The organism is Sphingobacterium bovistauri, assembly GCF_020295405.1.
Lineage (GTDB): Bacteria > Bacteroidota > Bacteroidia > Sphingobacteriales > Sphingobacteriaceae > Sphingobacterium > Sphingobacterium bovistauri.
This window is the reverse complement of the sequence record NZ_JADEYP010000010.1, coordinates 37688-60974: the sequence shown is the minus strand read 5'-3', so window position 1 is coordinate 60974 and position 23287 is coordinate 37688. Positions and strand designations below refer to the sequence as shown.

General features: G+C 33.3%; 23 protein-coding genes. 14 read left to right on the top strand and 9 right to left on the bottom strand.

Going from position 1 to position 23287, the window contains the following annotated elements; all coding sequences use genetic code 11:
- Nucleotides 1-41: 41 nt before the first annotated feature.
- The 4 genes from IPZ78_RS07060 (at nt 42) to IPZ78_RS07045 (ending at nt 3923) form a co-directional block, all read left to right on the top strand.
- The gene (locus tag IPZ78_RS07060) at nt 42-1649 is read left to right on the top strand and encodes a Na+/H+ antiporter (RefSeq protein ID WP_225552299.1); all 1608 of its coding nucleotides are present in this window, start codon (nt 42-44) and stop codon (nt 1647-1649) included.
- Between the two features lie 10 nt (nt 1650-1659).
- The gene (locus tag IPZ78_RS07055; RefSeq protein WP_225552298.1) at nt 1660-2676 is read left to right on the top strand and encodes a bestrophin family protein; all 1017 of its coding nucleotides are present in this window, start codon (nt 1660-1662) and stop codon (nt 2674-2676) included.
- Nucleotides 2677-2743: 67 nt separating this feature from the next.
- Nucleotides 2744-3481, top strand: a complete 738-nt coding sequence (locus IPZ78_RS07050; RefSeq protein WP_225552297.1) for a hypothetical protein — start codon at nt 2744-2746, stop codon at nt 3479-3481.
- A complete protein-coding gene (locus tag IPZ78_RS07045) occupies nt 3471-3923 on the top strand; it encodes a hypothetical protein (protein WP_225552296.1) in 453 nt (150 codons plus the stop codon). Before IPZ78_RS07050 ends, IPZ78_RS07045 begins: the two co-directional genes overlap by 11 nt.
- A 50-nt stretch (nt 3924-3973) precedes the next feature.
- Here IPZ78_RS07045 and IPZ78_RS07040 read toward each other — a convergent pair whose 3' ends face one another.
- From IPZ78_RS07040 to IPZ78_RS07025, 4 genes are all read right to left on the bottom strand, one after another.
- The gene (locus IPZ78_RS07040; RefSeq protein ID WP_225552295.1) at nt 3974-4720 is read right to left on the bottom strand and encodes a menaquinone biosynthetic enzyme MqnA/MqnD family protein; all 747 of its coding nucleotides are present in this window, start codon (nt 4718-4720) and stop codon (nt 3974-3976) included.
- Nucleotides 4717-5340, bottom strand: coding sequence for a histidine phosphatase family protein (locus tag IPZ78_RS07035; protein ID WP_225552294.1), 624 nt, complete (start codon nt 5338-5340; stop codon nt 4717-4719). The genes IPZ78_RS07040 and IPZ78_RS07035 overlap by 4 nt, the downstream gene beginning before the upstream one ends.
- A 15-nt stretch (nt 5341-5355) precedes the next feature.
- Nucleotides 5356-6549, bottom strand: a complete 1194-nt coding sequence (mqnE, locus tag IPZ78_RS07030; RefSeq protein ID WP_225552293.1) for an aminofutalosine synthase MqnE — start codon at nt 6547-6549, stop codon at nt 5356-5358.
- A gap of 63 nt (nt 6550-6612) precedes the next feature.
- Complete coding sequence (locus IPZ78_RS07025; RefSeq protein ID WP_225552292.1) at nt 6613-8451, bottom strand: ABC transporter ATP-binding protein; 1839 nt, start codon at nt 8449-8451, stop codon at nt 6613-6615.
- 188 nt (nt 8452-8639) lie between these two features.
- On the opposite strand from IPZ78_RS07025, the gene IPZ78_RS07020 reads away from it, so the two are divergent.
- Genes IPZ78_RS07020 through IPZ78_RS07010 form a run of 3 tightly spaced genes read left to right on the top strand, consistent with a single transcriptional unit; the run spans nt 8640 to nt 11173 of the window.
- Nucleotides 8640-9800 carry a pyridoxal phosphate-dependent aminotransferase gene (locus tag IPZ78_RS07020; RefSeq protein WP_225552291.1) on the top strand — a complete coding sequence of 387 codons (1161 nt, stop codon included), beginning with the start codon at nt 8640-8642 and terminating at the stop codon, nt 9798-9800.
- A gap of 24 nt (nt 9801-9824) precedes the next feature.
- Nucleotides 9825-10664: a prephenate dehydrogenase gene (locus IPZ78_RS07015; RefSeq protein WP_225552290.1), complete on the top strand. Its 840-nt coding sequence runs from the start codon at nt 9825-9827 to the stop codon at nt 10662-10664.
- On the top strand, nt 10664-11173 hold the full coding sequence (locus IPZ78_RS07010; protein WP_225552289.1) for a GNAT family N-acetyltransferase: 510 nt from the start codon (nt 10664-10666) through the stop codon (nt 11171-11173). Before IPZ78_RS07015 ends, IPZ78_RS07010 begins: the two co-directional genes overlap by 1 nt.
- Here IPZ78_RS07010 and IPZ78_RS07005 read toward each other — a convergent pair.
- Together IPZ78_RS07005 and IPZ78_RS07000 are read right to left on the bottom strand one after the other, a co-directional pair.
- Nucleotides 11170-11763, bottom strand: coding sequence for an LURP-one-related family protein (locus IPZ78_RS07005; RefSeq protein ID WP_225552288.1), 594 nt, complete (start codon nt 11761-11763; stop codon nt 11170-11172). The two genes, IPZ78_RS07010 and IPZ78_RS07005, sit on opposite strands and share 4 nt — an antisense overlap.
- Before the next feature lie 81 nt (nt 11764-11844).
- Nucleotides 11845-12366 carry a hypothetical protein gene (locus IPZ78_RS07000; RefSeq protein ID WP_225552287.1) on the bottom strand — a complete coding sequence of 174 codons (522 nt, stop codon included), beginning with the start codon at nt 12364-12366 and terminating at the stop codon, nt 11845-11847.
- Between the two features lie 131 nt (nt 12367-12497).
- Here IPZ78_RS07000 and IPZ78_RS06995 point away from each other — a divergent pair, with 131 nt between their 5' ends.
- Nucleotides 12498-13196 carry a LuxR C-terminal-related transcriptional regulator gene (locus IPZ78_RS06995; RefSeq protein ID WP_225552286.1) on the top strand — a complete coding sequence of 233 codons (699 nt, stop codon included), beginning with the start codon at nt 12498-12500 and terminating at the stop codon, nt 13194-13196.
- Nucleotides 13197-13258: 62 nt separating this feature from the next.
- On the opposite strand, the gene IPZ78_RS06990 is transcribed toward IPZ78_RS06995, so the two are convergent.
- Nucleotides 13259-13540 carry a GNAT family N-acetyltransferase gene (locus tag IPZ78_RS06990; RefSeq protein WP_225552285.1) on the bottom strand — a complete coding sequence of 94 codons (282 nt, stop codon included), beginning with the start codon at nt 13538-13540 and terminating at the stop codon, nt 13259-13261.
- 129 nt (nt 13541-13669) lie between these two features.
- On the opposite strand from IPZ78_RS06990, the gene IPZ78_RS06985 reads away from it, so the two are divergent.
- The 6 genes from IPZ78_RS06985 to IPZ78_RS06960 all read left to right on the top strand — a co-directional run bounded on the left by IPZ78_RS06985 (nt 13670) and on the right by IPZ78_RS06960 (nt 21675).
- Complete coding sequence (locus IPZ78_RS06985) at nt 13670-14986, top strand: BamA/TamA family outer membrane protein (protein ID WP_225552284.1); 1317 nt, start codon at nt 13670-13672, stop codon at nt 14984-14986.
- Nucleotides 14987-15000: 14 nt separating this feature from the next.
- Complete coding sequence (locus IPZ78_RS06980; RefSeq protein WP_225552283.1) at nt 15001-17088, top strand: TonB-dependent receptor; 2088 nt, start codon at nt 15001-15003, stop codon at nt 17086-17088.
- Nucleotides 17089-17156: 68 nt separating this feature from the next.
- The gene (locus tag IPZ78_RS06975; RefSeq protein WP_225552282.1) at nt 17157-17942 is read left to right on the top strand and encodes an N-formylglutamate amidohydrolase; all 786 of its coding nucleotides are present in this window, start codon (nt 17157-17159) and stop codon (nt 17940-17942) included.
- 6 nt (nt 17943-17948) lie between these two features.
- On the top strand, nt 17949-19775 hold the full coding sequence (locus IPZ78_RS06970) for a flavohemoglobin expression-modulating QEGLA motif protein (RefSeq protein WP_225552281.1): 1827 nt from the start codon (nt 17949-17951) through the stop codon (nt 19773-19775).
- Nucleotides 19717-20790 carry an ATP-grasp domain-containing protein gene (locus IPZ78_RS06965; protein ID WP_225552280.1) on the top strand — a complete coding sequence of 358 codons (1074 nt, stop codon included), beginning with the start codon at nt 19717-19719 and terminating at the stop codon, nt 20788-20790. The genes IPZ78_RS06970 and IPZ78_RS06965 overlap by 59 nt, the downstream gene beginning before the upstream one ends.
- Nucleotides 20791-20841: 51 nt before the next feature.
- Nucleotides 20842-21675 carry an MBL fold metallo-hydrolase gene (locus IPZ78_RS06960; RefSeq protein WP_225552279.1) on the top strand — a complete coding sequence of 278 codons (834 nt, stop codon included), beginning with the start codon at nt 20842-20844 and terminating at the stop codon, nt 21673-21675.
- Between the two features lie 30 nt (nt 21676-21705).
- Here the strand turns inward: IPZ78_RS06960 and IPZ78_RS06955 are convergent, their stop codons facing one another.
- Both IPZ78_RS06955 and IPZ78_RS06950 read right to left on the bottom strand, forming a co-directional pair.
- A complete protein-coding gene (locus IPZ78_RS06955; RefSeq protein ID WP_225552278.1) occupies nt 21706-22800 on the bottom strand; it encodes a serine hydrolase domain-containing protein in 1095 nt (364 codons plus the stop codon).
- Nucleotides 22800-23234, bottom strand: coding sequence for an FKBP-type peptidyl-prolyl cis-trans isomerase (locus IPZ78_RS06950; RefSeq protein ID WP_225552277.1), 435 nt, complete (start codon nt 23232-23234; stop codon nt 22800-22802). Before IPZ78_RS06950 ends, IPZ78_RS06955 begins: the two co-directional genes overlap by 1 nt.
- Between the last annotated feature and the right edge of the window lie 53 nt (nt 23235-23287).

The window sequence follows — 23287 nt, the reverse complement described above, 5'->3', positions numbered from 1 at the left end:
AAATTAATTAGTTCTTAAATTAAGAATTCACAATAAAAAATATGCATCACGATTTATTGCTTGTTTTGGGGTTGTTGTTTGCGGCAATTATGTTGGTTTTATTAGCACAACGTATTAAGGTGGCCTACCCTATTTTTTTGGTTATAGCTGGATTGGTCATAAGTTTAATTCCGAGTATGCCAATTATACAATTGGATCCAGATTTGATATTTCTCATTTTTCTACCACCGTTGCTGTATGAAGCGGCATGGTATACATCTTGGAAAGATTTTTGGAAATGGAAGCGCCCGATTTCATTACTTGCTTTTGGTTTAGTGTTTTTCACTTCTATGGTGGTCGCTTATACGTCCAATGCACTAATTCCAGGTTTTACATTAGCATTAGGCTTTCTACTTGGAGGCATTGTCTCCCCTCCTGACGCTGTTGCAGCTGCAACAGTATTGAAAGGCATACATGTCCCTAAACGATTGTTGACTATTTTAGAAGGTGAAAGCTTGGTTAATGATGCTTCATCACTTATAGTTTTCAAATTTGCAGTATTAGCAGTTATATCGGGGTCATTCTCTCTTCAAGAAGCTACGGGGCAATTTTTTATTGTAGCAGGAATGGGTATTGTTGTTGGATTACTAGGCGCTAATATAATGTATGTCATTCATCGCTACTTACCTACGACACCAGCTATTGATGCCGCATTAACGGTTATGACTCCCTATATACTATTTTTAGCTGCTGAACATTCTCATTATTCTGGAGTCATGGCTGTAGTCAGTGGTGGGCTTTTTATGTCCTATCGAGCGCATGAAGTTTTCAATACTGGAAGTACACGGTTGAATATGTTAGGCGTTTGGACCACCATGATTTTTTTAATGAATGCTTTGGTATTTATACTTATTGGATTAGAATTACCCGTAATTGTTGCTGGCTTAGGAGAATATTCCATTGAAGATGGAATAAAATATGGCTTAATCATTAGTGTAGTCGTTATTTTACTTCGGTATTTATGGGTCTATCCTGCAGCTCATATTCCTCGTTTGCTAAGTAACAAAATCCGTAAAGATCCTTCACCTGGATGGAAAGGACCATTAATCATCAGTTGGGCAGGTATGCGCGGTGTAGTATCTTTAGCTACTGCCTTATCTATCCCTTTGATGTTAAATAAAACGGAAGCATTTCCACAACGTAATTTAATCATCTTTATCACATTTGTAGTCATTTTCGTAACACTAGTTTTCCAAGGATTAACCCTTCCATTTGTTATTAAACTGATCAAATTAAAAGAAATTGATTCTATAGCTGATGAAGAAGAACAACGCGCTAATATTCAATTGCGATTAAGCAAAGTTGCAATAGCATTAATTAATAATAAGTACAGTAGCTACGTTACTTCGAATGAATTGATTCAGATTTACAAAGAAAATCTAGAAAATGAATTGGAAAATACAGCAGAGCGCCTTAATTCATTAGAATGTGCACATACTAAAAATGAAGGTATCATTTTATATCAACAGATGATTTTGGATGTAATCTTAAATCAACGGAAAGAGCTATTCTTACTAAAAAAAGATCCTTATTACGCCGATGAAGAAATTAGACATGCTGAATTTCAACTGGATTTGGAAGAATTGAAAATAACAGGAATGAGCCATTAAAACGTAATAAATGAATATATCAAGCCATTATAAACTACAACATTTTATCCCTTGGACCAGACACAGCATCATCAAAATGCTCATATTAAGCCTGGTTCCAACATTGCTTTTTTATTACTTAGGCTGGCATTGGTTGGCTATCCCTTGGGTTCCTGTTGCATTGATTGGTACAGCTACCGCTTTTATTTCGGGATTTAAAAATACCCAAACCTACAACCGTACTTGGGAAGCGCGGCAAATATATGGTGCAATTATCAACAGTAGCCGCACCTTTGGCATCATGACAAAAGATTTTGTACGTACAGAAAATTACGATCAAGATAAACAATTGCAACAAGAAATAATCTATCGTCACTTTGCATGGCTAACGGCTTTACGCTTCCAACTTCGTGAACCTAAATCGTGGGAAAATGTTAAAACAAAAAACTACAATTTAAATTACTTAAAATATTACAAAGTGCCGGAATGGGAAACCAAGTTAGAAGATGAACTCAAACCTTTTCTTTCGGAAAAAGAGCTACATTACATTCTATCCACCAAAAATAGAGCCACACAAATATTAGCGCAGCAATCGGATCAACTTAAAAAATTGAACCAACAAGGAGCAATTGCTGACTATAATTATGTAGCTTTTGAGAATCAAATTAAAGACCTATACGACCAACAAGGAAAATGTGAACGTATTAAAAATTTTCCATACCCTCGTCAATTCTCTAGCATTAACCTATATTTCACTAACCTTTTATGCTTTTTGATTCCATTGGGATTCATTGGAGAATTATCAAAAAATATAGAAAAATTTGGAGAGTGGTATATCTGGTTGACGATTCCCCTGAGTGTGTTGGTTGGCTGGATTTTCTTGGTGTTAGAGCAGATTGGTGAAAGTACGGAGAATCCTTTTGAAGGTAATGCCAATGATATTCCAATTACACAGATTTCACGCAATATCGAAATTGATTTAAGAGAAATGTTGGGTGAAACTGATCTTCCGTCCGCGATGCAACCTCAAAATAATATTTTACTTTAATACGGTTGATGAGGTCTGATAAATTACACCTCATTATTTAAAGAATTAACCATTTACAACTAGAAATATGAGTTTAGAAATAGTAAGAACATGGTATCCAAAAGCATTAACTTCTATAGATACCGTCAATCGGTTGTTAGATACAATTGAAAAAGAAATAGGATTAAAACCTAAACAACTTATGCATGCAGATAGTATGTGTTGCGACGATGTAAACGCTATTCAATATCCTCCAAGAGCGTTGGAAATGCTTGGGCCTTTTCATTTGGGTGGCTTAAACGGATTTCCATTTGTAGGTATCACGGGTATGAATGCATTTGCGCACCACGTACCCGAGGATGGTGCGGTGATCATCTTTTACGCACCGCATATTGGCATTACCAAAGAAGGAACAATTGGCGAAATCTATAGAATTGGTCAAAGTGCTAATTCCGCATGTTGTGGTGCAGCTAAAGGTGCTTTAGGTAAATTAATTGATGGAAAAATTATCGAAGGAAATGTTACTTCATTGGATTTTCAGATGAATACAATTGAGCAAATTTTCTTACATCAAAAAGAAAGGATTTTGAAAGCTGAAAATCAAATTTTTGAAGCTACTGAAGTAATGTACGAAGCAATTGATGAGCGTATTGCTGTTCTGGTAAAAGAAACCAATTATCCTTGTAAATATGTGGTCTTGGTAGGTGGAATTTTCATCAATGGCGATAGAGATATGGGATCGTTTTGTCAGTACAAACGTTTTGATTGCATAAATCTAGAAACGGGTAAAAGCAAAAACATGTTAGATAAATATTATGAAGATTAACATCAGAAAAATAGTAGTACTCCCTTTGTTATTGGTTACACTTATAGCCTGTGGACAAAAACAAAATTCAGCTAAAAAAGAACAAAATCTAGATTTAAACAAAAGTATTATGCAAAGTGAAACGATATTAAAACCTGTAAAAACATTGATCGAAGCAATGCAAGCAGAAAATGCCGATCTTATAAAAGCGCAATTTTCACAATTAGCAACACAAGCTTATGGTGCAGAAGGAAAGATGAAAACACCAGAAGAAACACGAAAATGGATTCAATCGGATATCTTAGATAGAAATGGTAAAGTTGCAAATCCAGAATACACCATAATTAGTGAGAAGGAAGTGGTAGTGAAAGGGCAATATTCTAGTGAGGGATACACCAATAAAGCTAATTTTTTATTCACAGTAGAAAATGGACTTATTACGAGTTGGAGAATGAGGTATTAAGACATTATCATAATTAAATATAAATTAGAGGAAATAGATTTTAAAGAGACCTAAACACCTTTAAAATCTATTTCCTCTAAGCTTTTATACAACTCCAAATATTTAGAAATAGCCTCTCGCTTTTTTTCATCCAAATTGAAATCCAAATACTCGGTTAAATATTCTTTATAATCAAAATTAGGATAATCCTTCAATCCAGTAATAACATCTGTTGGATGTGAAACTCCATCTTTTAGTGCTGCATTAAAATCAGCTACAAATGCATCAGGCAAATTTTTATTGGAAACCCAAACCGCATAAGCAAACGGTAAACCTGTGAATTTTTTCCAGATTTCACCTAAATCATATACATAAGGAATCCTTTCCTTTTGCCCAAATGTCCTATCACCAATCAACACATAAGCATCTGCTTCTCCATCCATTTTCACATCAACTTCATGCTTCCAGTGATATTTCAACAAAATACGGGCTAACCCATTGGATGTTCTAGATTGATGATCCAAACGAAGACTATCAATCTCTTCAATAGGTTTTGAAGAAAAGATAAAAACAGAATCAACAGGCCCATCTGAGCCAATACAATAATCTGTAATTATATAGTATTCGGGGATTCTTGTCAATGCTGCCACAGGAATTATCCCCATATCAGCTTCTTTTTGGATAACTTTGCGGGCACATTCAGCAGGAACATCCACGCTTAATTCTATTTGATCAAGAAGCTTTTCAGAAGCTTTAATACCTTGTAAAAACGGTAAAGTGTTTGTATAACTTACCGCTGAAACTTTTATTTTACTCATTCCAACCCCTCTAAATGCGTTGTATTATAATGATCTATTATTTCAAATTTATCGTTTTCGTAAGATAAGACATACAAAGAAGTATTCGTATGTGGAAATTCATCCATATTTGAAACTGGCGTACCAGTCAAATGACATAACATAATACGCAAAGCTCTGCCATGCATGCACACCAAAATAGTTTTTTCGTCTTCTTTACTTAAAATATATGAGATTGCATCCTTTTGTCTTTTAACAAGTTGATTAGGAGACTCACCGTTTTCAATGTGTACATCTAAATCATTGTTTCGCCATGCTGACACCAAATCATGAAATCCTTGCATGATGGTTTCATCTTGAACTTTACCTTCGTAGATTCCCCAACTAATCTCATCTAATCCTACTAAATCCTCACGTGATACACCTAATTCCTGCTCAAATTGTTCTACAGTTTGATGTGTACGCACAAGTGTAGAGGTATATATTTTATCAAATGAAATATGTTTATAAGCATTGAAAAAAGCATCTGCTTGCTTTCTCCCATTTTCATTCAATGAAGTATTAACGCCTCTGCCCTGTACAATCCCTTTAAGATTTAGATCCGTTTGCCCGTGTCGGATAAAGTAAAAAGTTTTTCTCACTTTTAAATATAATATTTAGTTTACGACAGGTAAAGCGTAGTATTTCTTTGATTTATCTTCTTCAAAAACAACATCTTTATAATCCGTAACCACGTTGTATAACGTATCACGCTCAATAGGATGTCTACCTACATGTTTGATTAATTGAACTAGCTCCTGTGTACTCATCGCTGGTGTTTGTTCTTCTGCCCCTGCCATAGAGTAAATTTTTGTGGTATCATCCAATGTGCCATCAATATCATCTACACCATATGCTAATGACAATTGTGCTGTATCACGTGATATCATTGCCCAATACGCTTTAATATGCGGGAAGTTATCCATATAAATACGAGCAATTGCATAATTTCGTAAATCTTCGATAACTGAAACTTCAGGTACGTGTGACATTTGGTTTTCCTTATTCCTAAATTTCAAAGGAATAAAAGTTTGAAACCCTCCTGTTTTGTCTTGCAGCTGACGCAAACGTTCCATATGATCTACTCTATGCCAGAATTGTTCAATATGACCGTACAACATCGTAGCATTGGTATTCATCCCTAATTTATGCGCTTGTTCGTGAATATCCAACCACTGTTCTGCTGTACATTTATCATGTGCAATTTGTTCACGAATTTCAGGATGAAATATCTCCGCACCACCGCCAGGCATAGAATCCAATCCACATTCTTTCAAAAATTTCAACCCATCATAATGGGACAATTTGGCTTTTTTGAAAATATAATAATATTCAACTGGTGTCAATCCTTTGATATGTAGTTCCGGTCGATGCGCCTTACAACGTTTAAAGAATTCTGCATAGAAATCTAAATTTTGCTTTGGAACAACACCGCCTGTGATATGCACCTCAGTAACAGGCTCATTATCGTATTTTTTTACGATTTCCAGCATGCCGTCAACATCCATTTCCCAACCTTCTGTACGCTCTTTAATCAAACGAGAATACGAACAAAATTTACAATCGTATACACATACGTTTGTGGGTTCAATATGGAAATTACGGTTAAAATAAGTAATGTCTCCGTGTTTCTTTTCACGGATATAATTAGCGAGAACTCCTAAATAATTTAGATCTCCCTTTTCGTATAGTATTACGCCCTCGTCAAATGTGATACGTTCTTCGGCTAGTACTTTTTCGGCTATACTTTTTAAATCTGTATCCAAATTTGGATTATTTATTAAAAAAGTAAGCCTTTTCTCAGCATTCATATATTACTCCCTTCTTACTCAAATATATTAAAAACAATGAAAATTATAATATAGACCAAATAATTATGCTTCCGCAAATTGTTGCATATCAATTAGTCTTTTATATAGTCCATTGTGATTTACTAGTTCAGTGTGTGATCCTACTTCTACAATTTTACCAGCTTCCAAAACTACTATTTTATCTGCATTCTGAATGGTACTAAGCCTATGGGCAATTACTAGCGTAGTTCTATTCTCCATTAACTTATACAATGCGTCCTGTACTAGTCTTTCGGACTCTGTATCCAATGCCGACGTGGCTTCATCCAACAACATTATCGGTGGATTCTTTAATACAGCTCGAGCAATACAAATACGTTGACGTTGCCCGCCAGAAAGCTTAGCGCCTCTATCTCCAATATTCGTTTGGTAACCTTCTGAAGCCTTTAAAATAAATTCATGTGCATTCGCGATTTTTGCTGCAGCTTCTACTTCATCTTGGGTTGCATTTTCATTTGCAAAAGCAATATTATTGAAAATAGTATCGTTAAATAAAATAGATTCCTGATTTACCGTACCAATCAAAGCACGTAAAGAATCTTGATTTAACATCTTAATATTCTTCCCATCAAAAAGAATTTCGCCTTCGGTTACATCAATAAAACGTGGAATAAGATCTATTAATGTAGATTTACCACCACCAGAAGGACCAACTAAAGCAATATTCTGCCCTTTCTCTATATTTAGGTTAATATTATTTAATATTTGTTTATCACCGTAAGCAAAATTTACGTTTTCAAAAGTGATAGCTGATTTAAAAGTACTTACTTTTTCAGCATTAGGGATGTCTTCAATTTGATTCTTTTCATCAATCAAATCCAATACACGTTCACCTGCAGCAATACCATTATGGACATTAGAGAAGGAATCCGTCAATGCCTTAGCTGGTCGCATAACTTGAGAAAAAATACCAATATATGTTATAAATTCTGCTGCTTGCAATTCTCCCTTGCCGTCTAGTACCATATAACCACCGTACATCAAAATGATAGCGACCATTACGACCCCTAATAATTCAGATACAGGTGATCCCAATTGCTGACGACGGGCCATTCTTCGTAAAACTTTAGAATAATGCGCACTCTCGTTATTGAATCGATTTTTAACAAATTCGGTTGCGTTGAAAGCTTTAATAATTTTTACTCCAGATAAAGCTTCATCCAAATATGAAATCATTCTTCCGTACGTTTCTTGACCTTCTTTAGCTTGCGATTTCAGTTTTTTGACAATCTTAGAAATAATAAAAGCGGATACTGGAATCACTAACATAGAAAACAATGTTAGTTTTGGAGATAACGAAAATAACACTAAAATATAGGCTATCAATTGAAGTGGCTCTTTAAATATAACCTGTAAAGTGGCTGTTACAGAAAACTGTACAACTTGTACATCTGATGCTATTTTTGAAATAATATCACCCTTTCGTTGATTCGAAAAGTAACCCATATGCAAATTCATCACATTATTAAAAACTGCTTTTCTTAGATTTAATAAAGTATGAATTCTAAGATTTTCCATTATTCTTTGTGAAAAATAACGAAATAGATTACTGATGAAAACAGATATGATAATGACTATACAAACGTACTTAAGCGCTTCATATGGTCCTAATTCATAATACATTTTATCTGTGTAATACGTGAACCATCCACCCAAATCACCAAAACTATCTGGTTTTTCTATTACTTTCGCTACCTCAGTCCCCACATCAGCAGTACCTTTGAATAATACATGTAATAATGGTACGAGTAAAGCAAGATTTAAAGTCCCAAAAATAACGGTAATAAGGGTACATATAATATAAGGAATAGCATATTTCTCAATAGGCTTGGCAAAGGATAATAATCTAAAGTATGTTTTCATTCATATAAACTCTCAGTAAACAAAAGTAGTAAAAATGACTGTCAATTAGCTGCTATTAGAAATTTACCTACAAAATGTTGCATACAATTGATAAAATGAAAAGTATATAAAAAATATAGACTTTTGTAGCTAAATTATTCAACAAAGAGCATAAGTTTTTATAAATTTAGCACCAAATATTTATTTTAATGGAAATTCAGGTAGCGAAAAGATTACAACATACAGAAGAATACTACTTTTCGAAGAAATTAAGAGAGATCGATGAGATGAACAAAGCGGGTGCTCAAGTCATAAATCTTGGCATTGGAAGCCCTGACTTGCCACCTCATCCCGATGTAATCAAGGAATTGACTGCGCAAGCTTCTCTATCCAATACACACGGTTATCAAAATTACAAAGGAGCTCCTGCCCTGCGCCAAGCAATGGCAGATTGGTATTCCCGATATTATCGTGTTAATCTCGATGCAAATACAGAAATTTTACCATTAATAGGATCTAAAGAAGGAATCGTACATATCTGCATGACTTACTTACAAGAAGGTGATGAAGTATTAATTCCGAATCCAGGCTATCCGGCATACACTAGTGCTGTTCGTGTAACTGGAGCCACACCTGTGCCCTATACTTTATCGCAATCGAATAATTGGTTGGTTGATTTTGAAGAATTAGAAAAATCAGACCTTTCTAAAGTGAAAATGATGTGGATCAACTATCCGCATATGCCTACTGGAGCATTAGCTAATACTGAATTTTTTGAAAAAGTTATTGCCTTTGGTAAAAAATATAATATTTTGATTTGTCACGATAATCCATACAGTTTTATACTGAATGATTCTCCAGAAAGTATCATGACTGTTAAAGGAGCTAAAGAGGTGGCTATCGAATTGAATTCATTAAGCAAATCATCCAATATGGCTGGATGGCGAATTGGTATGTTGGTGGCTAATGAAACACGAATTGGAGAAATATTACGCTTCAAAAGTAATATGGATTCAGGGATGTTTTTGCCCCTGCAATTAGCTGCTGCGAAGGCTTTAAACCTAGATAAATCTTGGTATACCCAACTAAATGAAGAATATGCAGAACGCCGTAAGAAAGTATTCGAAATCATGGATTTGCTGAATTGTAAATATAATTTGAATCAAGTTGGTTTATTTGTTTGGGCTAAAGTTTCTGATAAATACAGGAACTCTTATGAATTAAGTAACAAAGTTTTATATGACACTAATGTATTCATTACACCAGGTGGAATATTTGGTACAGCAGGAGATCAATTCATACGTATCAGTCTGTGTGCCAATCCTACAAATTTGGATAAAGCTATCACTCGGATTAAAGAAAATTTTTAGTTGAAAAATAGTAATACACAATATATGAATATAGCTATTGTCGGAATTGGTTTAATAGGTGGATCTATTGCCATCCGACTTAAAGAAACTGGATTTGCTGAAAAAGTAATTGGGGTAGACAAAAGTGAATCTAATCAAAAAAAAGCTCTTCAATTGGGCTTGGTAGATGAAATTCAAGACTTAGATGAAGCGATAGCATCCTGTAAAATAATAATATTGACTACACCAGTTGATGCTATCATGCAATTAACTCCATATATATTAGATAAAGTTACCGATCAAGTAGTGATTGATATGGGGTCTACCAAGATTAACATACTACAAAAAATTGCAGAACATACAAATCGTGGCAGATACGTTGCAGCCCACCCTATGGCAGGTACAGAATATTCTGGACCTGAAGCTGCTCTACCTAATTTGTTCAAAGACAAAAATATGGTGTATGTTGAAGCTTTTAAATCGGATGAAGATGCATTTGATTTGGCTGATGCATTGACGGATTTATTGGAGATGAAGTCTTTGTTTATGAATGCAGAAGAGCACGATATGCATACGGCTTATGTGTCACATATTTCTCATTTGACATCGTTTGCTCTAGCGTTGACGGTTTTGGAGAAAGAAAAATCACAGGGAAGAATTTTTGAATTAGCAGGCTCTGGTTTTGAATCTACAGTGCGATTAGCTAAGTCATCTCCAGACATGTGGACACCAATCTTTAAACAAAATCGCGAAAATGTGTTAGAAGTTTTAGAGGAACATATTAAACAACTTCAAAAACTACACAATAAATTAGAGAAAGAGGATTACGAAGGATTGCACAAGCTTATTAAAAAATCTAATAAGATTAAAAGAATTATAAAATAATGGAGTTTAAGCCCCTTGAAAACGATTTACTTTCTTTAGTAAAATTGAAAGAAGATGATTTTGATAAATTATTTGAAGTAGCTGCGGATTCCGAAATCTGGAAAGATCATCCAGACTTTACGCGATATACGTTTTCAGGATTTAAAGTTTTTTTTGAACATCTTTTAAATACAAACCAACCTTTTTTGGTTGTAGAGAATAGAACAAAACACATTATTGGAGCAACATCATATTATAATTTAGATTTAGATAAAAAAAGTGTAGCTATTGGCTACACTTTTTTAGTTATGTCTCATCACGGAGGCATATACAATCAATCTATGAAAAATCTAATGATTAACTATGCTTTTCAATATCTAGATCATGTTGTATTTCATGTGCGTGAATTTAATTACAGATCTCAAAAAGCTTTGCTGCGCATAGGCGCAAGAAAAACAAAAGAGTATCCAGCACCAAATGATCCCAATAGTATACAATACGAATTCATGATCTCTAAAAACAGCTATTAGCCCCGACTGCGTTCTATCAAAACCATCACCACCAAACTTAATATAAGGCGTTCTTCATCTACATCATTCGAAGTTAATTTATCAACTGTAAATTTTCTACCGAAAAACGATGGCTCCTTCTTCAATTCAAACAAAGGCTCACCAGCTGTAGATGACAAAATATAAGAAGGATTGAATACATATCCAGATAACATACCTATTATTGGAATTTCACCAAATACACCGTCCCACATTTTAACAAAAGCATTCTTCTCCTTAATGGTATAATCGTGGCTATCGCTAGCATCCATCACTTTGAATGTAGACTTCCAAAGTGAGCTAATTGTTTTTCGACGAACTTTTCCGACCATATCACCTTGTGAATTTGTAATCGCAAAGGTCTGTTGAAAATCAATTAATTTGTTTGATTTAATTTCATACAACAACTCATCTTTAGTACCATTACTATATACTTTCATTTGATCTCTCCAAGTAAGTATTTTCTCTCTCACATAAAATAAAGTATTTCCCAAGGAATCTGTTGCCTCAAAATCATTAGAGAATGTGGAGATTCTAAATTTGAAATGTAATGGATAATTATATTGGCTCATCTTTAAATTTATTTCTACAAAACAAATTATAAAAAAATCCCGAACATTTTACTATTCGGGATCTCAATTCTTACGATATAATTAATATTTTATTTTTAACTTATTAAATACTTTTGACCAAAGCCATATAGGACCGATAGTTAGTAAATTCCAAAATAATTTGCCAGAATATGCCTTTTCCTTTTTAGCAATTAACCATATACCAACTAATCCAATCAAAGCTAAAGTGCCACAAACCAAAATTACAGTAGGTCCTCCATCTCGTTCAACATATTCTAATTGTACAATAAAAAAACTCATGATAGCTATACTAAATAAAGCGGCATAAGACAAAGTTGGTGCTAACTTAAGGTACAAATAGATAATGATTGCAATATAAAAGGAACCCCAATTCAGAAAAGTCTGTGCGTTCATCCTTTTTAGAAAGTCAAATTGAGGAAATGGAATCATCCAAACTAATCCCATTACTCCAAAAAATGCTAAAGTTAACAATATAGCATAAAGAGGCTTACTTCCAACGAAAGTTGAATCCAAATGATTGAAATAAATATCAACTGGTCTAGGAGGCTGCACCTCTTCCTGCTTTTTTTTTCCGTTCTTCATTTTACAAAGTTATAGATATTTAATAAAAAATAGAATTTAACAAAAATGCAAAGATTAATAATCATAATCCTTATTTATATGTCGTTTCGCGATAAATAAACTATATTTGCTAAACCAAACTATTACCAAAAATGTCTATTGAAATTAAAAACGAAAGATGGAATGAACTATTCCAAAAGCAAAGTTCAGTTACGAATATTGAAGAAGATAACAAAGCTCTAATTGACAGTTACTATTTCATTTTTGACTGTAGTCTAAATGTAATATCTTTTATGAATACAGCATTCAACACGTTAATGGGGTACAATTCGGCAACATTCACAGTAGAAGATTTAATTGAATGCATGCACCCAGACGATAGAAACTATTTTTTTGAATGTGAAGAGAAAGATTTACTATTTAAAAATGATCTACGTTTTAATGAGCATTTCAACTATTTATATACATATACCTATCGTGTAAAAAATTCAGAAGGAAAATTTATCACAATAAAACAAACCTGTCAAGCTTTAGAAGTTAGTAATACTGGCGATTTAACTAAAACTTTAGTAATCCACCAGCGTATTCCTGATTATGCGATAAGACCCGTCAATGATCATCGAATTTATGACAAAACTCGTAATATTTATTTGGACACAGAAAATTGTTATAAACTTACCAAACGAGAATTAGAAATTTTAAAACTAGTACAAGAAGGTCTTAATAGTACAGAAATATCAAATAAATTGTGTACAAGTAAATACACTGTAGATACGCATCGTAAAAATATTCTAAACAAAACGAATTCAACTAATTTCATTGATTTAATTCGAAAACTATCTCAAGCTTAACAAAAAAAAGAGTTCTTGAAATTTCTTTCAAGAACTCTACTAACCCCAAATTACATAAAAATTTACGCCAAGACATCGCGTATATCAATATCCTTATCGAATATTGATTTTGCGAATGGGCATAACGGAACAATCTTAATATTATTATCTCTTGCAAAATCTACTACTTTAAATAAGAGAATCCTTCCTACCCCTTTTCCCTTTTGATTCTCATCTACTTCAGTATGATCTATAATTATCTTATCTGTTCCTGCTTTTGAATAAGTCATTTCACCTATTCTCTTATCATCTTCTATCGCAAAGAATACACCTTTGTTGCTATTTTCCTCGTGTCTGATTATCATAATATAAACATAATTTATATATCTTAACACTTATCTTTATATTATTGTTTTATTACGATAGTTATTACTGAATGAATGTCTTACTTTTGTACTTCATTTTCTTTTAGAAAGCTTTATAACTATAAAACATTGAAAGCTCACATCCAATTTTTATTCTGTATTATCGTATGTATACTATTAGGTCTAAATAATGTAAAGGCTCAATTGGTAGATCAAAATATCCCATTAGATACTGTACAACAACCTAAAACGCTAAAGCAAAACCAGATACAACAAATTGATTCTCTTTATGATGTTGTTGACGCATTTAAAGCGATTAATCCTATAAAAAATAAAAATAAAGAAAATTTTTCAAAAAAGCGTTCTCCAATTTCATATTTACCTAATATAAACTATAATCCAAGTATTGGATTTCAAATAGGCGTGAAAGCTGTAGGAGGAGTTTATTTTGGGGACAAAAAGAATACGAGCATGTCAGTTTTTGCTACTGCCCTAAATTATACAACTAAAGGTATAGCAGTTGGTTATTTATTTCACGACACCTATACAAAAGAAAATAATTGGAATCTAAAAGGAAGTCTTCACATCGCTAAAATGGTAGGACTTGATTATGGAATTGGACTAGGCATGCCATTAGAAAATCTTACTGATGAAGAACAAATCTTAAATAATCCAGAAAGGATTCGATATGTAAATAATTATACGGTTTACGGATTTAGCGAACGTATATATAAACAATTAACTGATAATCTATTTTTAGGAGCAGGAATTTATATTGATTTAAAAAGAAACATCAAGACATTAGGCGACTTTGAGAATACCCCATTAGATGTATATAGCGATCGCAAAGGCTATAATCCACATATGAACAATAATAACGGCTTAATGCTTAATGTTCAATACATGACACGAGATAATCCAAACAATGCATATAAAGGTATTTATTCAGATATAGTTTTGAGAGCAAATCAAACATGGCTTGGTAGTTCACAAGAAGGTTTTCAGTTGCTGACTGACTTCCGTAAATATTGGCAACTGTCTAACTATCGACCTAACCATGTGTTAGCATTTTGGCATTATGGATCTTTCAATGTCGGTGGTGATCAAGGTTATTTAGACTTACCTGGTACTGGTAAAGATCCATACGCGCGATCAGGACGAGGGTATACAAATGGTTATTTCAGAGGTAAATCATTCGCATATACAGAAATAGAATACCGTTTCCCTATTCTACGAAATCAATTTTTGAGTGGTGTTGTTTTCGCAAATATGCAAACTATTGATGATGAAATAGGTAGTAAATTATTCAGACAATGGCAGCCTGCGGGAGGTGCTGGTTTACGCATATTATTTAATAAATTAACTCGAACCAATCTATGTATAGATTATGCGTTTGGTAAATTTGGTCAAAAAGGCTTATTTTTAGGACTTAATGAAGCTTTTTAGGACACCTCAATTTTATGAAATTCAGTTTGCTTTTTTTTCTAATTCTGCCTTATACTTTAGCTTTTGGACAAGAGTCTATTGTAGATTCAACCAAGATTGAATTACAGCCTGTTGAGGTCATTCAATATTTTAACAAGCAATCTATTCTACAGCTTACAAATAGTGGACATACGATTTCTAAAAACATCTTATCAGCCCAAAGTCCAATTTCATTCACGTCCGCCATCAATAATGTAGCTGGAGTTCGTATGGAGGAAAGATCACCTGGTTCATATAGATTAGCAATGCGTGGAAGCTTAATACGGTCTCCTTTTGGTATACGAAACACCAAATTATATATTGATGAGTTCCCTTTTACAGATGCAGGAGGAAATACATATTTGAATCTATTAGATCCCTCTTCAATAAACAATATGCATATAATTAAAGGTCCTGACGGATCTCTTTTTGGAGCTAATTCTGGTGGTGTAATTCGTGTTAATCCTTTGGGGTTGGGAAGTAATAACAACGATGAGGAAATAAGTTTGCAATTAACATCAGGTTCTTATGGTTTATTCCAAGAGAATTTAGGGATAACCAAAAAATTGAATGATAGATATCAGTTTGCCATTAACCAATCCTACCTACATTCAGACGGCTATCGAGACCATTCAGCTTTCACTAGAAGCACCATACAAACCGCACACCAGTTTACATATAGTAAAAAGGGAAATATTAAATTATTTGCCTTATATACTGATTTGAATTACCAAACACCGGGAGGTCTAACATTAAGTCAATACGAAGATAATCCTAAGGCTGCACGTCCAGCTGCAGGACCAAATCCAAGTGCGCAAGAACAAAATGCAACGATTTACAATAAAACATTTTATGGCGGGATATCTCATGAGTATAAGATAAGCTCAAAACTAAGCCATTATATAGGATTTTTTGGATCTTATACCGATTTTGAAAATCCGTTTATCACTAATTATGAGCTCAGAATAGAAAAAAATATTGGTACTAGAACTTTTTTATCGTACATCAACAATGACACTAAATTGCCTATACAATTCCAATTTGGTTTAGAAACAGTAAAAGGCTATAATAAAATCTACAATTTTGATAATAATAAAGGTATTGTTGGAAATCCACAAGCCCAAGATTTATTAGACAATACACAAACAAATTACTTTACTAGGGCCCAAGTTGATTTAACAAATAATTGGCTAATGGAAGGTTCTTTAGGATTGAATAAAAATAAAATCCTATTTGAAAACCTTTTTCCAGCAGACAATTTGTCTACCGGTAAAATAAATTTTAAGGATGTTTGGATGCCCCGAATCGCATCATCGTATCATCTTAGTTCGCTAATGAGTGTCCGAGGCTCGATATCAAAAGGATATTCTACCCCTACACTAGCTGAAGTACGGTCCTCAGACAATACAATAAATAGAAATTTGCTAGCCGAAAGTGGAATAAACTATGAAATAGGTTATAAAATCAAAGATAAAAGTCAACGTTGGCTATTTGATTTGAGTCTATATCAATATGATATGAAAGACGGTATAGTACGAAGACTTAATGATTCTGGGGTAGAATTTTATTCAAATGCTGGTGAAATAAATCAAAAAGGAATAGAATTATCATTCTGGACATACTGGGCTTTCAATAATAGCTTTATTAAAAGCCTTCAATTCAATTCTGCCACCTCATACAATCATTATCGTTTTGGAGATTACACTAATTTGGATAAGAATTATTCGGGAAATAAAGTTACATCGGTACCAGATTGGACATGGAATAATTCAATTCTTATATCTTTTGATAAACATTTTCAATTAAATATCAACCATAATCAAACATCTACAATTCCATTAGATGATGCGAATACTGTCTTTGCTGAAAAATATGACTTGTTACAAGCCAAACTAACCTGGTCATCTTATTTAAAAATTTTCAAATCTAGCACGACGTTCTTTTTGGGAAGTGATAATATATTAAATCAACGTTATAGCTTAGGTAATGACATTAACGCATTCGGAGGTCGATATTTTAATGCTGCAGCCCCAAGAAACTTTTATTTGGGAATAAAAATTATTTATGGAAAAGCTCAATTTTAAATAATTAAAATAGTCCCAAACTATTCTTCATGATTGCTTGTTAATTATTTAGTTAAAAAGCTTTCATAATGTCTCTACAAATTGAATACAAAATAAAGAATGCAGATAGTCCATTTTGGTCTTTTGCTATTCATGATGGACACCTTATTAGTGAGGATTTAAAGCCATACATAGCATTAACTGATAAACAGCGCTTGCGTGAAGAAGATCCGTACACTGCCCTTATTGGTGATCTACCAGTAAATCAATTCATAGTTGAGACATCCCGTTTCCAAGTTGATTTAAATAGAGAGGTAGAAAACTCAGTTTATTTAAACCCAGAGCAAGCTTGGGGATTAAAAGTTTTTCTTCCAAACTTTCCATCAAATTATTTGTTAGAATTATATAGACATCATCAATCACTCTATTATACTATTGAAAGACATATTGCTACGACAATAAAGAAATTTGGTTTTTTCGTGATATTGGATATTCATAGCTATAACGCAAAACGTGAAAGTGCTGATGAAATAATAAATACGGACCTAAATCCACAAATTAATTTAGGGACACTGTATAACAATGAAAAATGGAGAGATTTTATTGATGATTTTTCTACTACTTTGAAATCACTAAAACTAAATAACAAAGATATTGATGTAAGAGAAAACATAAAATTTAAAGGCGGAAATCTCGCGAAGCACATTTTAAAACAACTGGGAGAATTAGGATGTGTGATTTCTATTGAATTTCGAAAAGATTTTATGAACGAGTGGACAGGTGAAGTCTATCACGATAAATTGTCTGAATATAATCAAATATTAAAAGAGACTGTAGAATCATTACGTCCTTATTTACTAAAAATACAAGTATAGAATTTTGTGCAAGAAAAGTTATTAAAACATATCAAATCATCCATTCGCAACAAAAGTTCAATTCATGAACAAATTCCGAATGTCGGTAAGATTGTATTTAATAAGATTGTCCCCTATTTCTTCTTATATCGTATTAAAACTGAAACAAATCGCCAAAATACGATTGCAGATTTGGCGAAATCTCAACTTTCGAGCATTATTCTCAAATATGATGATATCGAATTAGATCACTTTATCCATCAGATTGCGCTAATCATTAAAGAAGAATTTGGAAGTTGTCTGATTATTGAAATTTGGGATGATAATCAATCTGATTCTGATGTATCTATACATATAGCGCAAAAAGTAGCGCTTCCCCTAGCAGAATACATTAATAAGAATTTAGCTATCGAGGCTAAAGAACTCAATGTGAGTATCACCAAAGGAAGAAAAACTCCTCATAATCCAAATTTCAATGCATTATTTACATTAAATGAATTACAAGATCATAACATATACTTGATAGGTTTAGAGGTCAAAAATATCTATCTAATAAATGATAGCGAGATACTCCCTCTTATTGAAAGACATTTTAGAGAGTCTCTGAGCAAGACATTATCACGTACATTCTTTGAATATATTCGTTTATATACAAATATAAACCCCGCTAAGTTCAAACTAAACATACATAAAGAAATAACACAGAATATTTTTGAAATTGACAAGGCTCTAGTAACAGAGAGCAATCGATTTGATTTTCTGATGTTAGTTACCCCCACCAACGTCCAAGAGGCTTGGGAAAGTTTCAAAAATAGCCGATTTACAAAAAATCCATCCTTTCAATATCGCCCCATGCCTATTGACCCTGATCTAGTCAAACGGAATTTATACAACCTGCCCATAGAAGATATCCTCGATCCTAATATTGCTTATCTTTTTAGAGATAAAAGACGTGAATTAGATGAAATGATGTCAATGCTTGACGATCGTAATACGCCTGATTTTGTACACGGAAGCCTTCACATATTTGGCAATGTGAGTGATAAATTACTTCATGTTGCGGAGGCAATAATCACTGTTATTGACAACAATACTTCTATTATACATCGAAGTGAAGAAAAATTAAATGCACATCAATTTGCAAAGCTAGCTAGTGATGAAATAGAATATTTACGTGCACAATACCCTGAGTTAAGCACGAGTGTGCGTGTACGTAATGATGTATCTGGTGTCATGGTAAATCGAGGTGTTTTGAATATAAGTACAAACTATAGAATAAATAAGGACAGAGCTGAAGCATTGATTCAACATGAGGTAGGAACACATATAGCAACGTATTTTAATGGAAAATCTCAATCACTCCAGTTATTCAGCTTAGGCGTTCCTGGTTATGAAAAATTGCAAGAAGGTTTAGCTGTATTCTCGGAATACATGGTTGATGGGCTAAACAATGAAAGACTTAAAACATTAGCTGCAAGAGTTATTGCTGTGCGAAAAATGTTAATGGGAAATACCTTCCAAGATACGTTTTTGATGTTAGTAGAACAATATCATTTTAATGAGTATAATGCATTTATGATTACTATGCGCGTATACAGAGGTGGTGGACTTACGAAGGATGCGGTGTATCTACAAGGTCTAATTGAATTAATCGACTATATACGTGAAGGTAGTGATATCCATATTTTAACAATTGGAAAAATACGCAAAGATTACATCCCACTTATTCAAGACTTAATTCAAAGAGGATACTTGAAGCATCCAGCGGTCATACCTCGGTATTTGTCCAAACCTTATGCTAGCAGATTACAAAAAATTAAACAAGAAGGATCCATTTTTAAACTTATTAAATAAATCTATGAGAATTGCATTTTTAATTAATCAGACCCACAAAGAGGAAGCTAATTTTACGACAACAAAAATGGCTTTACACGCATTAGGCCGTGGTCATATAATTATGTACATAGGTTTGGCAGACTTTATTTATGTAGATGACACACAAATAGATGCACATGTCCGAGAAATTCAACCTCATGAACAATTTAAAAATAACGAAGAATTCTTAGATCGATTAAAAAAGATCGATAAACAACGAGTTTCTATGTTGGATGTTGATGTTTTATGGTTACGCTTTGATCCTGTTATGGATATGCACAATAGACCATGGGCACCTGCTATGGGGCTACAATTTGCACAATTATTAAAGAAACTTGGACGATTTGTGGTAAATGACCCTGATGAATTAATTCAAGCCAGCAACAAGCTTTATCTCGAAAATTTTCCTAGACAAATAAGGCCGAAAACAGTTGTAACACGCAATTATAATGATATTCTCGATTTCCAAAATAAACAAAATGATAAAATCATTCTAAAACCACTTAAAGGATCAGGTGGTAAAAATGTCTTTATGATTAGTCCTAATGAACTTCATAACCTAAAACAAACAGTCGACGTAATTGCGCGTGATGGTTATGTCATAGGACAAGAATATCTTACTGAAGCCACCAAAGGTGACATGAGATTTTTTTTATTAGATGGTGAACCAATTGTTATTGATGGTAAATATGCTGCTGTTCAACGTGTGCAGCAGAAAGGTGAAATAAGGAGCAATATTCATCAAGGTGCAAAAGCAGAGGTAGCAAACGTAACAGAGGCAACTTTGAATTTAGTGAAAAAAGTATCAGATAAACTCAAAAAAGACGGTATGTACTTAGTTGGATTAGATATTGTAGGCGACAAAATAATGGAAATAAATGTATTTAGTCCAGGAGCATTGAATGCTGCTAGCCAATTAAATAAAGTAGATTATATAGAGCATTTAATTCAACATTTAGAACAAAAAACAAAATCCTTCTATCAAAACAAATAAGTTACTTTATAATTTTGATACCTTTGGGACAGTACTAATCGGGTTCTTAACATGAAATTATTTACTATAGATACAGGTTTTTTCAAATTGGATGGTGGTGCAATGTTTGGTGTTGTTCCTAAATCATTATGGCAACGTACCAATCCTGCCGATGAGAATAATCTTTGTACTTGGGCAAATCGACTCTTGCTAATTGAAGATGGTAATAGATTGACCTTAGTTGATACAGCATTAGGAGATAAGCAAGATGCAAAGTTTTTCGGACATTATTATTTACATGGAGATGATACATTAGATAAGTCACTGGCTAAATATGGTTTTCACAGAGATGATATTTCGGATGTATTTCTAACACATTTACATTTCGATCATTGTGGTGGAGCAATCAAACGAAACGGTGATAAACTATTACCAGCTTTCAAAAATGCAAAATTCTGGAGTAATGAGAAGCATTGGGACTGGGCCACAACCCCGAATCCTCGAGAGAAAGCTTCATTTTTGAAAGAAAATATAGCCCCAATTCAGGAGTCAGGTCAATTAAATTTCATAACCGAGGGAGAATCATATTCAAATGAAATAGATGTGCGATTTGCATTTGGGCATACGGAAGCCATGATGTTACCACAAATAAAATATAAAGGTAAAACGATCTTATATATGGCAGACTTGCTTCCTTCTGTTGGTCATATACCGCTTCCTTATGTAATGGGCTATGATGTAAGACCATTGGTGACTATGGACGAAAGGCAAAACTATTGGCAAGAAGCTGTAGATAATGAATATATTTTATTCTTAGAACATGACCCTGTTAATGAATGCTGTACATTACAACAAACAGAAAAAGGAATTCGACTTAAAGAAATATTTAAATTGAGTGATATTTAGAAAACAGAGGGATGCTTAAGCTTCCCTCTGTTAATTTCCGGCACTGTATACTTTATTCAACCATAGAAATAGTGATTCATTAATTGGAGGTAAAGATAAATTTTCACTTTTCATCACATCAGATATCATATTTGCAATTTTTAGATCATCACGATTTGTAAATAATGAAATGCCTAAATCATCATGTGGCTGGTATAAAAAAATATTATGAAAACCAGTACTTTCACCAGAATGAAATAACGTTAACCTCCCTTCGCCAGATTTTGTAAAAAAGAGGCCTAGCCCATAGTAAACTTTATCCTTTACTACAATGGAATGCTTTTCTAAATCTTTAAAAAATATTGAGGTAAACAATGGATTTGCTTTATCCATCCATTTTTGAAAATCATTAGCAGAAATATAAACTCCTCCGTCACCTCTAGTAGCAGAGGTAACACTCTGATCACCAAACCTAAAGTTCTTTGCATTAATCTTGTAACCAAATGCTCTGTTTATAAATGTATCTGGAGCTGATATTTGAGCTGATTGCATACCTAACTTATCAAAAATTCTTTCCTTACAAAAGGACTCATAACTCTGCTTCGAAATACGCTCCACTAATAAAGAGAGTAAAAAATATGCTGTATTGCTGTATCTAAACTTAGTACCTGCTTCAAAATAAACTGTATCTATATTTTTCACTAAATCAAATACATTTGCATCCGTTAATTGAGAGACTTGACTTTTTGGAATAACATTTTCATAATCAACCAATCCTGAACTATGATTAATAAGATGATTAATTTCTATAGAATCACAAATCACCGGTAATTCAGGAAAGATTGTTCGAACTGGTGTATCAAATGAAATTTTACCATCCTGAATTAAGAGATAAACTGCCATAGCCGTAAATTGCTTACTCAATGAAGCCATACGAAATCGAGTCAATTCACTTATTTTAAGATTCTTTTCGACATGAGCAGCACCAGCATAGAATGTGTTTATGTCAGATTTATTTTTTATAACCAATATTCCTCCTGGTTCCTTTTTATTCAAATAATATGACCGAAGAATATTATCTGACTGTTGTGCAAATGTCATTGTAGCGATAATAAAAACCAAAATAGTACAGTAGTATTTTCTCATTACACTATTGAAATTAATTCCATTTCAAAAATAAGTGTACAATTTCCACCACTTGTAGGCGTCAATGATTCAAATCCATATCCTAAATGAGGTGGAACAAAAATTCTCCATTTGCTACCCATTGGCATTAAGGTTAATGCCTCTTGCCAACCTTTTATTAATTCATGTACAAAAAAAGTTTCCGGCCGCTTTCGTTTATATGAACTATCAAATACCTCATTATTTAGAAGCATCCCTTTATAATGACATAGTACCTTGTCATTTTTAGTCGGAATTTTGCCTTCACCTTGTTGTATAATTTCATATTGTAAACCAGAAAGAAGCGCTACAACACCTTCCCTTAAACTATTCTGCTGAAGAAATACTTCTCCTTCAGAGAGATTCTTAGCGGCTAGATCTTTTATTTTTTTGAGGTATTTGTTTGATTTTGACATAAAGTAAAAATAAACAAAAAAGCCGTATAGAGATATACGGCTTAGAATTTTGT